This is a genomic window from Kribbella sp., from assembly GCF_035687465.1.
Classification (GTDB): domain Bacteria; phylum Actinomycetota; class Actinomycetes; order Propionibacteriales; family Kribbellaceae; genus Kribbella.
Map to the genome: position 1 here is coordinate 19290 of NZ_DASRXP010000380.1, position 11785 is coordinate 31074.

Here is an 11785-nt window from a genome sequence, read left to right on the forward strand (position 1 = left end):
GTGTACGACCGTCGGCTGGAGCGTCAGCCGTTGGCGGTGGTCGGGGGCGTGCGGGTCGCCTCTGGAGCCGGTGCGCCCTGCGCCGGGACGGCCGGCGCCGGCGGTGTCCGCCGCGCCGCGCGCAGTACCCCGATGACGGCGCCGATGAGCCACAGGGCGAAGGCCACGGACGCCATGCCCCCGCTCCAGAAGCCGGACAGGCACAGCACGACGACGGCGTACGACACCCAGACAGCCCACGTCGGCAGGGCACCCGCCTGCTGGGCGATCCGCGTCGTGACGGCGACCAGCACACCGCAGCCGATCAGCCCGGTGAGCGCGAGGACCTGCCCCGCCATGCCGAGCGCGCGGACAGTGTCCGGGTCGGCGGTGAACTCGTCCGACCATGCCGCGAACGCGCTCGCCACATCGAGTGAGACACCGGTGATCATCAGCCCACCGAACAGCGCCGCGGCCGGCACGGTCGCGTGCGCGAGCGGGTCGCCGCCGGACAGTCGGTCCAGCACTCGCCGCAGACCGGTGGCGAACCAGAGAAGCAGCGCGACCCCTGCAGCGAGCACGGGCGGCGCGATGCCGGCGGCAGCCTGCCGCGCGTCGTCGTTGAGCCTCTCGAGGATGTCAGAGTCCGACATGCCTGGGTCGTCGACGCCGACCAGGTAGCCCAGCGCCACCCCGGCGACGAGCAGCACGACCGAAGCGGCACCTGCCCAGGCCGCGCGTTGAAGAGCTCGTGACTCGTCCATGCCGCCTCCCACGGTCGCGGCCACGGGCAGGTCGGAGGTGGTGCAGGCACCCCAGAATCCGGCCCGCGGTCAGTCCGAGTGTGCGCGCGTACCTGGCCGCCAGCAAGGGACGGGCGGTCCTGCTCGCCGGGGAGGGATGTTGCTGGACCAGCGGAAGGATCGGAGGTTCTCTGATCGAGAAACCGCAGGTGAGAAGCGTGGTCAGGGCAGGCCTCGAACCGCCGAGCCGTCCGCACGCAGCACCTCGGGATGGATGTCGTCAGACGTGCAGGATGGGCCGGTAGATGAGTTCTTGGGTGCGGCTGTCGAACGTCCGGCTCTCGATCAGCTCGAGGTCGAAGTCCGCCGCATCCTGGAAGATCGGCTCCACCCCGGTCTGACCGGCGATCACTGGGAAGATCGTCACTTGCACCTGGTCGACCAGGCCGGCGGCCATCAGGGCCCGGTTCAGCGACAGGCTGCCGTTCGAGCGCAACGGTACGTCGGACTCCTCCTTGAGCTGGGCGATCGCCTCGACGGCATCGCCACCCAGAACGGTCGCGTCCGGCCAGTCGAGCGGTCCTTCGTGTGTCGACGACAGCACAGTGGTCGGCAGGCTCCTCATTCGCCCGTTCACCGGGTCAAGCGCCTCGTCCGGCACGGTGCTCAAGCCCACCATCTCCACCAGCAGCCGAAAGGTGTTGGCCCCGAAGACCATCCGCTGCTCCTCGCCGTACACGGCGAGCCGTCGGTCCAGGAACTCGGGACCTTGCTTACCCCAGTACGGTCCCCAGTCGGCGTCGTCGTACGAGGCGAAGCCGTCGAGGCTGGAGTAGATATCGAAGGTGTAGACAGCGGTCACGATGCTCTCCTTGAGTACGGTGGGCGGCCACTCATCCATGCGACGAACGCATCACCCCTGATCCGACATCGTCTCCCAGAGTTCTTTCGAGGTCCGCCCGACACATCTGTCGGCGCTCCCACCTAGCATCCAGCATCTGCGACAGGCAGTATGCGCACCAGCCCAAGGGCGACGAAACCTCGTTACCTAGCGATGTTCTCGCCCCTGCAGAGAAGGCCGTGCCGACGCCAAGCCGGAGCGGCACGCAGCTCTACTCGTCTCGTCGCTCTTCGATGGGGAGGTAGTTGCCATCCGCAGGATGGAGCCCAATACCCTTTCCTAGGTCGAACGCCCCCTCTATGAGCAAGGACGGGTCCGCCTCAAGGTTCTCAATCATGTGCGTAACTTGCTGCGGAGGCAGCTCTGCGAGCGTGCGTTCCAACTCAGCGAACCCCTCACCGTCATCGATGTTGGCATTGGCGACGATCCGCATTTGCTCTTCGCTGAATGCTTTGGCGGCTAGAGCCATCATGTAGCGCGCTTGCGCTTCCGCGCTGCTCATGTTGCTCCGGTACTCCTCCGAAGCGGTCATCAGTTCGTTGGAGGAATCGACAACCGTTGCTTCGATCACAATCGGCTCACTTGCGCCAAGCTGCCGGTCGAGCCTCCGCCTTCTGGGCCGACTCTCCCACTTCGACTGGATGGTGGGACGAGCCTTCTCGTGCCAGAACCTCTGAAGGTGGGCTTTGCCTTTGCGATGCCGTAGTCAACGAGGCGAGAGAGCTGATCCGAGACGGCCCTTTCGAAGGCTTCCTGCTCCTTGCTCTTCAACGGGGGCGCGGTCTCGTTGTAGACGAAGATCATCGAAGGCTGATCCTGGTGGGGATCTTCAGGGATGAAGCGGGCGCTGCCTTTGAGATTCCCGTCGCTGTCGAAGAGGTTCTGGTGAAGACCGCCCTCCTTCTTCTTGCCAGGAGTGAGGTCGTCATCGTCGTACTCGTACCTGCCTCGAATGCTGACCACTCGACACTCCTCTCCGTAGTCGTGTTGGAACTCTACTGGCGTGCGCCGACGCTTCCCTCTCGGCCTGAAGCCGAAAGACCCTCACGCAAAAGGAAGCGGTCAGACCCGTTCTAGGGCGTGTTTCAAAGTAGTCAGTGCGGTTGCGGCGACTGGTGTACTTCGCGGCGAGCGAAGACCGATCTTGTCGGGGCACCGATGGTGCGTTCGGGCTCGGTGGACAGCAGGGTGTTGTCGTACGTCGGTCGTAGTGTCGGCGCATGGTATTTAAGTCGCCTGTGGAGCGGGCCGTGCCGAATCGTCTGGCTGACGAGCGCGACGCGCTGACACAGCAGCTCGACTTCCACCGCGCCACGTTGCTTCGCAAGCTGGAAGGGCTCGATGGCGAGCTGCTGCGCCGGCCGATGACGGCGTCTGGACTCTGCTTGCTGGGTTGGTGAAACACCTGGCCGAGACGGAGCATGGCTGGTTCCTCAAGATCTAGGGAGGGTTGCCCGAGCCAGATCTGTTCTCGACTGACGGTTACCCAGATGCGGAGTTTCGCGTCGGTCCCGATGAGACGGCCGACGCGCTGGTCGGGCAGTACCTACTGACCTGCGAGCGGGCCCGGGCCGTCGTGGCCGCCGGAGGGCTCGACGACGTGGTCACGACGCCGTCGGGCGCGGAGGCCAACTTGCGCCGAACAGATGCAGGTGTGGCCGAGTACCCTGACCTGGATCGGACTAGCTGGCATCTCATTCTCTGGAGAACCACATGCGCGGCACCAGTAATGGCGCGTGCCCGCTCCGCGCCCATGTCGATCCGCGCCTCTTGCGATTCAGCGCCGGGGCCACAGCGAGCGTACTCGCCGTCGTGCTGCTCATCGTTGACCTTACTCGACCATTGGGTCTCGGCCTGCTCGCCTCCCAGGTCGCCGTGTTTGCGTTCACCGCGTTCGTGAGTTTTCAGTGGTCGTTGTGGGCGCAGATCTTCGCCCGTGTCATCTGGCCGCGGATCGGAGCGCCAGCCGAGTTGGAGGACGCTCGGCCGCCGAGATTCGCCCAATTCGTCGGCTTCGTGTTTACCGCTCTGGCGCTGACCACCTTTGTACTCGGCGTCGATGTCGCTGGCTACGGCCTCACCGCTCTCGCCTTCGGCGTGGCAGCCCTCAACGCATCCACCGGGCTGTGTTTGGGCTGCAAGGCCTACCACCTGATCCGCCGACTGAGACCGGCCTGAGTCTGTCTATAGCCCGGCAGGACATAAGACTGCGCCGAAATGCCGTCGACGAGGCTGTTGCTGGCCGCCTACGTTGCAGACCATGACAGATAGCCCCAACATGGGTCAGTGCGACTGCGGTGCCATTGCTGGCCCGCTGGGGCTGTGCGTGGACTAGTACCACGGAATCCTGGCTGAAGAGCAGGCCGATCCTCAGATGTACAGGTGGCACGCGCCTGTGGTCTGCGCGTATCTTCTGCAGCATCCTTCCGGAGCCCATGAGAAGTACCTTGACGGTCAGTTTCGCCTTCTGCAGCTCTACGTGGACAAGGGCCTTGACGCACTGCTTCGCGCGGTAGCTCATCAGGTGGCGCGGAACAAGCACGGGGCACGGTCGAGCTACGACATGGCGCCATTCGCGCCGTACGTGCCGCTCCCGCCGGGCAGATCTCCCGGGCACTTCCGAGCGACGTTCTGTGGGTTGCCGTTCAGGGACGGCAGCTTTGTGTTTGATGGGCATCTGGCATACGGACGCCGCATCGAAATCATCGCCGAAGCGACTGTGGGGTCCTGGAGATCTGTCCAGACCTGATGCTCGACCCGGACCGCGACTACCAGCCCTGAAAGGTACCCTCCCCAACCGGTTGCGGCCTCGCGGAGGTCCGGAGACCCCGACGTCAGACCTTCCGGATCCGGTCGGCGATCTCCGGCCTCGCCGCGAACCCGGCCGCCTTGTATGTGGCGACGCCGCCGACATTGGAGCTCGGCGTGCACACGCGCACGCTTGACGAGCCCATCTCCCGCAGCGCCGCCGCCCCGACGACGGTGATCGCCCGGCCATAGCCGCGGCCGCGGTGGTCCGCGTGGACGCCCATCGGCTCGACCAGTCCCGGCTTCCCCGGGCCGGCCGACCAGACCGTCACCACCGCCGCGGGGCTGCCCTGGTCGTCGTAAGCACCCAGGCATCGGGCGTCGGCGTAGAACGGTGCCGCGTACATCTTGTGCCGGTAATCGCGCGTGGGCCTCGTGGTGTTGAACGCGGACCGCAGGACGTCGGCGAAGTCCTGTGCCTGCTCCAGGCCGATCTCCTTGATCCGCACGCCGGGGTCCTCCACCGTTTCGGCGAGGTCGCGGAAGAGCGGCGTCCACGGCTCGTCGACACCCCAGCCCTCCTTGGTCAACAGGTCGTGGAGCAGCAGGCCCTGCGGCGCCTCGATGGATACCGCACCTTCCGGCAGCACGCCGCGCTCAGGCAGCGAGAAGTCCTCGACGAGCCGCCGCGCCAAGTCCTCGTCATGGAAAGCGTCGGCAGCGACCGTCATCCGCACCACCGTCGGCGAATCCAGCATCCCGACAGCGAGGATCCGTCCGTCCCGGCTCCAGGTCCGGACCACCGCGGCCGTCTCGGTCGTTCCGAACCGGTAGTTCCAGCCGATGTCCCCGGGATGCAACTGCATCGGCGCTTCGTCGTGCTGCCACGCCCGCAGCGCCGCAATAGCCTCGCCCACTCCGTCGGCCGTCGGCGTACTCAGCACAATCGTCATAGCCGGGATCAGACACCCCGTCTCGGTGGCGTGCAACCGATTAACGTAATGACCCCGATCGGGGAGGAGCGGGCACTCACGGAAGAGGAGTGCCCTGCTCAGGAAGTGTGGTCAGGGGCGGTCTCGAACCGCCGACCTTCCGCCTTTCAGTCCGACAGCGTCTCTAGGGCTGGTGGCCTGTCCCGGCGCTGTGCGGTGGCCGCCGTCAACCCCGGACCGTGGCTGACGCTGGCTGTTGCTGGACCGGTCGCTGGCCCTGGGCAGCGTCGGCGAGTTCGATCATTGGCTGGTGCAAGCGAGTTGCGATACCACACATGGGCGTTATTCGGGGCCGCATTGCCACATGTTGCATCGCAGGCTTCATTTTGCCACTTGTTGCAACTCCAATGGCCGGCCGTATCCGTGACCCACGGCTACCGCCTGGCTACGGTGAGCGTCCCGCGCCCCGCCCGGCTCGCGGTTGTACATCACAGGGGAATCCTTAATGAAGCGATCAACCACGTTCCTGGCCACCTCCTCCGCAGCTGTCCTGGTGCTCACAGGTCTCAGTTCGCCGTCAGCATTCGCTGACAATCCGCCGAAACCAGCCTCTCCGCCGATCGTCCAGTCGTGTCCACCGGAACCAGTTATCTATTCGATCACTAATGTGCAGAGTTCGATGCGACCAACCAATCTCTACAGCGCGTACGTCACGGGACCGGCCACGGTCGGCTACTCCGAGAGCAGCACTGCAACAGCCAGTGCAGCAATGAGCGCGTCCGTATCGGCCGAGGCTGGGCTAATTATCACAAAGGCCAGCGCAACGATCGGGGTGACGCTTACCGCAAGCTACTCCTCAACGGGAGGCTTCAGCTATTCATTGCCGGTACCATCAGGCCAAAGGAGGCGCATGCGTCTCTGGCAGGTCTCAAAATACTTCGTAGCCACGAAGAAGACATACTCCACTGGACTATGCAAGTACCTGACGTCCTACTCAGACGGCACGAACGCCCCGAAGAAGGTCCGAGAGGACGAGTGGAAGCTCGAAGCTTGACCTGCATGAGCTAGATCCTGGACTGGGTTGACCGAGGAGACGAATGTATATGAAGTTGCGCGGACCCGCTGGTCTAGCAGTGGTTGCTTGTATGGCTGTTGCCGTCAGCGGCTGCACCACTGATCAGGCAGATCCCGTCCCCTCGGTCACCCCGCCGCCTCCCAGTACCAGTGCCTCTCCACCCCCAACTTCGCCATCTGAGATCCCAGGTGCTGAGATTGGACCGACGGCAGTTCGGGTCCTGGGCTTGACTAGTTCGACGGGGGGACCATCAAGGCTTGCCGTGGTGGGTCCAGAAAATGCCAAGTACAAGCTTCGGCTGAGTGGCGTTGTTGACCCATGCAGCCAGTCCCTCGGAGCCATTGAGCCGACACCGTTGCCAGGTTTGCCGCCCAATTCGATCCGCAACGTTGAGGTCAAGTGTTCCAGCGGCGCGGAGAAAGCTACTTTAGTCAAAAACGGTGTCTTGCTCATTACAGTCGAGGACAACGGCTTCGTCATCAATTTCGAGGTCGCACTGAAGCGCGACCTGAAGGCCTGACCCCTCCGGTCAACGGCCTTTTCCGACCGGCAGCGAGTACGGACGTTGCCTTCATAGGTCGGTGGAGTCGCATTCGGTCGCGCAATATGTGCGCGGCCGATCGCACAGCGCGCATCATGGGTGATGAGGGCGTTTCGGGATCAGGTCACCTTGCCGGTGGTGCGCTCGATACCGGCTACCGGGCGCACCACCTGAGCTAAGAGCCCGGCCCGGAGCGCCGCTGAATGCTCTCGGCTGTGGCGCGTGGGCATCTCATTCCCCACCTCGGGCGAAAGAAGCTGCACAAACTCACTGGCGCCGATGTGCGGACGCTCGTGAAGCGCGTTCGGAACACGTGCCTGTGCTGCAAGCACGGAGACTGACGAACGACGCGGCGACAAAGCGAAGTGCTGCGCTATCGGTCAGTGCTGTGAGCAGTTCCCCTCGGGCCGACTTGTAGAACGGGTTCAGCCGTACTGGGAAATGGCTTGCGGGCCGCAACGTTGCCAAGCTGGACCAGCTGGAAGGCGCGCAGTACGACACCAATCGGGAGCGTCCGAGGAGCAGGCCCGGGCCATTGCCGAAGCTGACGCGGCTACACACATTGTTCGTGCTGGCGTTGTTCATGGGGCCGCGACGCGGCGAACCGCTCGGACTGCAGTGGGCTGACATCGACTGGGTGGAAAGACCTTGGAAGTCCGCCGCACTCTGCAGCGTGTCGATGGGCTCTAAGAGCCGTGACCCCGAAGACGAAGAAGTCTCGGCGGACGGTGCCGCTGATTGAGCTTTGTCTAGACGAGCTAAGGACACACAAGGCGCTGCAGGCAAAGGAACGGTTGGCGGCCGGTGAGAAGTGGGTCGACACCGGCTATATCTTCACGACCGAGATCGGTACGGCGATCGAGCCGGACAACCTGCGGCGGGCGTGGTACCCGCTGCGGAAGGAAGCTGGGCTCGGAGAGATGCGCTTTCACGATCTCCGACACTCGTGTGTGACGTTGCTCCTACGGCTCAAGGTGCCGCCGCACATCGTCCAGACGATCGTCGGCCACGCCGACGTACAGGTGACGATGGCGATCAATGCGCATGCCTCGCTCGAAGACCAGCGGAAGGCGCTGGACCAGCTCGCCGAAGCGGTTGCCGGATAGACGTTGCTGGACTAGCGGAAGAGTTGGCGGATCTCAGACCGAAGATCCACGCTCAAGAATGGGTGGTCAGGGGCGGTCTCGAACCGCCGACCTTCCGCTTTTCAGGCGGACGCTCTACCAGCTGAGCTACCTGACCGGGAGAGAAAATTGGCGGCGGTGTGTTGACACACCCGCCGCCACTCTCCTGGCGACCCAGACGGGACTCGAACCCGCGACCTCCGCCGTGACAGGGCGGCACGCTAACCAACTGCGCTACTGGGCCAGATTGCTCGACGATGCTACTACATCCTTCGAGCTGTACTGACATCGGCCTTTCGACCGTATCCCCAACGGGATTCGAACCCGCGTTACCGCCTTGAAAGGGCAGCGTCCTAGGCCACTAGACGATGGGGACTCGGACCGCGGGAGCCGAAGCTCCAGGGACAGCCGTAAGCATAGAGGAGACCTGGCCAGGGTCCAAAACGGGTTATCCGGACGGGAAAGAGGACTCCGCCGGGCGGCGACATAGCGGCGACAGAGCGGCGACCAGGCGGGCGACAGAGCGGCGACCAGGCGGCTGACCAGGCGGGCACAGAGCGCCGGCTGAGCGGCGGTTGGGCGGCGAGGGGGAGGGCGGCGGGATCTGGCCGGTGGCAGGTGTGTGGCGGCTCATTACGCTGGGGTGGTGATCGAGATGAGCCGGGCGGATTTCGAGGTCCTCGTGTCCGAGGCGCTGGACGAGGTGCCGCCGGAACTGGCGGCGCTGATCGACAACGTGGCCGTGTTCGTCGAGGACGACGCTCCGTCGAGCGATCCCCACCTGCTCGGCATCTACGAGGGCATCCCGCTGACCGAGCGCGGGCACTACTACGGCGGCGTGCTGCCGGACCGGATCACCATCTACCGGAACCCGATCCTGTCGATCTGCGACGCCGTCGAGGACGTCGTCGACGAGGTGCACGTCACAGTGGTGCACGAGATCGCGCATCACTTCGGCATCGGTGACGCCCGCCTGCACGAGCTCGGCTACGGCTGAGCAGCCATCAGGAGCTGTCGAAGAGTCGGCGCACCGAGGGGCTGACGCAGCAGCCGCGCGGAAGCGGCCGAGCATGCAGCCGTCGCTCAGGCGCGGCCGAGCGTGCAGGCGTCGGTCAGGAGCGGCCGAGCGTGCAGGCGTCGGTCAGGAGCGGCGGAAGAGGAGTCTCCATGGCATCAGGGCGGACTCGAGTTGCACCTTCAGGCTCATCTTGGAGGCGCCCCGGGTGCGCTCCTCGAAGCGGATCGGCACCTCGGCGATCCGGAACCCGCGCCGCACCGCGCGATAGTTCATCTCGACCTGGAACGAGTACCCGTTGCTCTCGATCGAACCGACGTCGATCGCCCGCAGCGTGTCCGCCTTCCACGCCTTGAAGCCGGCGGTCGCGTCCTTGACGTGGAGCCGCAGGATCGTGTTCACGTAGAAGTTCGCCCAGGCTGACAGTGCCCGGCGGTGCCAGGCCCACTCGGCCGCCGCGGAACCACCTTCGACGTACCGCGAGCCGATCACCACGGCCGCGTCCGTAGTACGGAGCGTGTCGACCATGATCGGGACCACCGAGGCCGGGTGGGACAGGTCCGCGTCCATCTGGATCACGATGTCGGCGTCCTCGGACAGCGCCCGGGCGATCCCGGCCACATAGGCGCGGCCGAGGCCGTTCTTCTCGGTCCGGTGCAGTACGCCGACCTGCTCCGGCGCCGCCTTGGCCAGCTCGTCGGCGACATCTCCGGTGCCGTCGGGGGAGTTGTCGTCGACCACCAGCATCTGTAGGCCGGGCAGCTGCAGGTCCGCTAGCAGGCCGGCCAGTACGGGCAGGTTGTCCCGCTCGTTGTAGGTCGGGACGACGATGACGATCTTGGAGGAGCTCACACCCATTGACTTTCTTCTTCGGGGACTCAGGACGCTATCGCATCAAGTGGTCTACGGTCGTGAGCCGGGACTGATGTCGCTACTACGGACACGACAGTGTGCCTCAGTTGTTCACGTAGTCGGTTTCACTGGCCCAGCGGTCGACCAGTTCGCTGATCAGATGCAGGGCGAGCACATGCATCTCCTGGATCCGGGCAGTTTCCTCAGCCGGTACTACGATCGCGAGGTCGGCGGCCAAGGCGAGCTCGGTGCCGCGGGTCGAGGTGAACGCGACCGAGCAGGCCCCCTTCGCCCGGGCCGCGGCGAGACCTTTCACCACTGTGGGGGAAGTGCCCGAGGTGCTGAACCCCACCACCATGTCCTGCTGCCGGACGAGCGCCTGGACCTGCCGGGCGAACACGTCGTCGTATGAGTAGTCGTTGGCGATGCAACTGACCACGGCGGCGTCGCCGACCAGCGCCACCGCCGGTAGGGGGCGGCGTTGCCGCAGATAGCGGCCGATCAGCTCGCCGACGAGGTGTTGGGCGTCGGCCGCGGAACCACCGTTGCCGTAGGTGTACAGCACTCCACCGTTTGCGAGGCGGCGGATCAGCTCGTCCGCGATGGCCTGGACCTGTGGCAACTGGCCCCGCATCGCGGCGGTCACCTCGGCGTGGCGGTTCAGGTGGGTGTCCAGGATCCGGTCGACCCAGAGCTCGGTCATTTCGTCGGCCTCCAGCCGCTCGGCGATCGCGGCATCCGCCGCGCACGCCAAACGGGATCACCGCTATGGCTCAGAAGGGCGTCAGCGCCTTGGCGCTGGTGGCATCGTTACCAGAGTCGACGACTCTTCGGCAGGTCCAAGGTCGACTTCGCGACCGTCAGGCCTTCGGTGCGGGACCTGTCGAGCCACGGACGATCAGCCGTGGCGCCACCCGGATGATCCGACGCCGGGCCGGCAACTCGTCGCGGATCCGCGCGAGCAGGAGCTGGGCGCAGCGGCGTCCCAGGTCGACTGTGTGCTGGTCGACCGTTGTCAGCGCCGGCTGGACCAGAGACATCCACGGCAGGTCGTCGTACGCGGCCAGGCTGATCTGCTTCGGGATCTTCACCCGCCGGTGCTTCAGCTCGGCCAATGCGCCCTGCGCCAGCACGTTGTTCGCGGAGATGATCGCCGTGACGTCGTGCTCGTTCAGCAGTCTCCGGGTGGTCAGCTGGGCCGCCTCCGCGTCGAAACTCGTGTAGGCGACGATGTCCTCGTCGACGTCGAGTCCGTTGTCCGCATGCGCCGCCCGAAACCCGGCCAGCCGGCCCGCACCGGTCGACCACTTGGTCTCGTCGATCAGCAGCCCGATCCGGGTGTGGCCGAGACCGATCAGGTGCTCGGTGAGTTCGCGGGCCCCGGCCTTGTTGTCGCTCAGCACCACGTCGCCGCCCGACCGGCCGAGCTCCCGGTCCGCACACACCACGTGGACCCCGTTGTCCTGCAGGACTCGCGGGCAGGCGGCCGTCACCGGTGTGACGATGACGCCCGGGACCCGCATCGCCAGCAGGGTCTCGGCCGCCCGCATCTCCTCGGCCGGATCGCCGTTGTCGTTCACCAGCACCATCTGGTACTCCGCCGCCCGCAACTCCTCCTCGATCCCCGCGGCCAGGTCCGCGTAGAACGGGTTGCGCAGGTCGGAGATCAGTACGCCGATCGACGTGGACGTGCGGCTCCGCAGGTTTCTGGCGTTGTGGTCCAGCACGTAGCCGATCTTCTCGGCCGCGGCCTGCACCCGCATCCGCACGTCCGGTGACGCATAACCCCGCGTGTGCAGGGCTCTGGACACCGTCGAAGGGGACACGCCAGCCTCACGCGCCACGTCCTGCACAGTGGGCCGCTTCATCGACACT

14 protein-coding genes and 3 tRNA genes are annotated in these 11785 nt (G+C 65.4%); 6 read left to right on the top strand and 11 right to left on the bottom strand.

Annotated features, from left to right (window positions below; genetic code table 11):
• Window positions 1-23: 23 nt before the first annotated feature.
• The 4 genes from VFG33_RS19950 to VFG33_RS19965 form a co-directional block, all read right to left on the bottom strand.
• Entirely contained in the window at window positions 24-743 is a 720-nt protein-coding gene (locus VFG33_RS19950; protein ID WP_325054423.1) for a hypothetical protein, read from the bottom strand.
• Window positions 744-1002: 259 nt separating this feature from the next.
• The gene (locus VFG33_RS19955; RefSeq protein WP_325054424.1) at window positions 1003-1584 is read right to left on the bottom strand and encodes a dihydrofolate reductase family protein; all 582 of its coding nucleotides are present in this window, start codon (window positions 1582-1584) and stop codon (window positions 1003-1005) included.
• Between the two features lie 250 nt (window positions 1585-1834).
• Window positions 1835-2194 carry a hypothetical protein gene (locus VFG33_RS19960; protein ID WP_325054425.1) on the bottom strand — a complete coding sequence of 120 codons (360 nt, stop codon included), beginning with the start codon at window positions 2192-2194 and terminating at the stop codon, window positions 1835-1837.
• Window positions 2191-2586: a hypothetical protein gene (locus tag VFG33_RS19965; protein WP_325054426.1), complete on the bottom strand. Its 396-nt coding sequence runs from the start codon at window positions 2584-2586 to the stop codon at window positions 2191-2193. The genes VFG33_RS19960 and VFG33_RS19965 overlap by 4 nt, the downstream gene beginning before the upstream one ends.
• 287 nt (window positions 2587-2873) lie before the next feature.
• Here VFG33_RS19965 and VFG33_RS19970 point away from each other — a divergent pair, with 287 nt between their 5' ends.
• The 3 genes from VFG33_RS19970 (at window position 2874) to VFG33_RS41295 (ending at window position 4372) form a co-directional block, all read left to right on the top strand.
• Window positions 2874-3023 (top strand): mycothiol transferase, encoded by a 150-nt coding sequence (locus VFG33_RS19970; RefSeq protein ID WP_325054427.1) that lies wholly within the window; start codon window positions 2874-2876, stop codon window positions 3021-3023.
• A 313-nt stretch (window positions 3024-3336) separates the two neighbouring features.
• Window positions 3337-3801, top strand: a complete 465-nt coding sequence (locus VFG33_RS19975; protein WP_325054428.1) for a DUF4395 domain-containing protein — start codon at window positions 3337-3339, stop codon at window positions 3799-3801.
• Between the two features lie 169 nt (window positions 3802-3970).
• A complete protein-coding gene (locus VFG33_RS41295) occupies window positions 3971-4372 on the top strand; it encodes a DUF5946 family protein (RefSeq protein WP_414672968.1) in 402 nt (133 codons plus the stop codon).
• 85 nt (window positions 4373-4457) lie between these two features.
• On the opposite strand, the gene VFG33_RS19980 is transcribed toward VFG33_RS41295, so the two are convergent.
• The gene (locus tag VFG33_RS19980) at window positions 4458-5324 is read right to left on the bottom strand and encodes a GNAT family N-acetyltransferase (protein WP_325054429.1); all 867 of its coding nucleotides are present in this window, start codon (window positions 5322-5324) and stop codon (window positions 4458-4460) included.
• 1319 nt (window positions 5325-6643) lie between these two features.
• On the opposite strand from VFG33_RS19980, the gene VFG33_RS19985 reads away from it, so the two are divergent.
• The gene (locus VFG33_RS19985; protein ID WP_325054430.1) at window positions 6644-6898 is read left to right on the top strand and encodes a hypothetical protein; all 255 of its coding nucleotides are present in this window, start codon (window positions 6644-6646) and stop codon (window positions 6896-6898) included.
• Window positions 6899-7614: 716 nt separating this feature from the next.
• Window positions 7615-8025: a tyrosine-type recombinase/integrase gene (locus tag VFG33_RS19990; protein WP_325054431.1), complete on the top strand. Its 411-nt coding sequence runs from the start codon at window positions 7615-7617 to the stop codon at window positions 8023-8025.
• A 63-nt stretch (window positions 8026-8088) separates the two neighbouring features.
• Here the strand turns inward: VFG33_RS19990 and VFG33_RS19995 are convergent.
• The 3 genes from VFG33_RS19995 to VFG33_RS20005 form a co-directional block, all read right to left on the bottom strand.
• Window positions 8089-8161: transfer RNA gene (locus tag VFG33_RS19995), tRNA-Phe, on the bottom strand.
• A gap of 49 nt (window positions 8162-8210) precedes the next feature.
• Window positions 8211-8287, bottom strand: a tRNA-Asp gene (locus VFG33_RS20000).
• Between the two features lie 59 nt (window positions 8288-8346).
• A tRNA-Glu gene (locus VFG33_RS20005) sits at window positions 8347-8419 on the bottom strand.
• Between the two features lie 279 nt (window positions 8420-8698).
• Between VFG33_RS20005 and VFG33_RS20010 the strand changes: the two genes are divergently transcribed.
• Window positions 8699-9040, top strand: coding sequence for a metallopeptidase family protein (locus tag VFG33_RS20010; protein ID WP_325054434.1), 342 nt, complete (start codon window positions 8699-8701; stop codon window positions 9038-9040).
• Between the two features lie 144 nt (window positions 9041-9184).
• On the opposite strand, the gene VFG33_RS20015 is transcribed toward VFG33_RS20010, so the two are convergent.
• The 3 genes from VFG33_RS20015 to VFG33_RS20025 form a co-directional block, all read right to left on the bottom strand.
• Window positions 9185-9916, bottom strand: a complete 732-nt coding sequence (locus VFG33_RS20015) for a polyprenol monophosphomannose synthase (RefSeq protein ID WP_325054432.1) — start codon at window positions 9914-9916, stop codon at window positions 9185-9187.
• Window positions 9917-10013: 97 nt separating this feature from the next.
• The gene (locus VFG33_RS20020) at window positions 10014-10664 is read right to left on the bottom strand and encodes a D-sedoheptulose-7-phosphate isomerase (protein ID WP_325054433.1); all 651 of its coding nucleotides are present in this window, start codon (window positions 10662-10664) and stop codon (window positions 10014-10016) included.
• Window positions 10665-10770: 106 nt separating this feature from the next.
• A complete protein-coding gene (locus tag VFG33_RS20025; RefSeq protein WP_325054435.1) occupies window positions 10771-11778 on the bottom strand; it encodes a LacI family DNA-binding transcriptional regulator in 1008 nt (335 codons plus the stop codon).
• Window positions 11779-11785 lie beyond the last annotated feature (7 nt).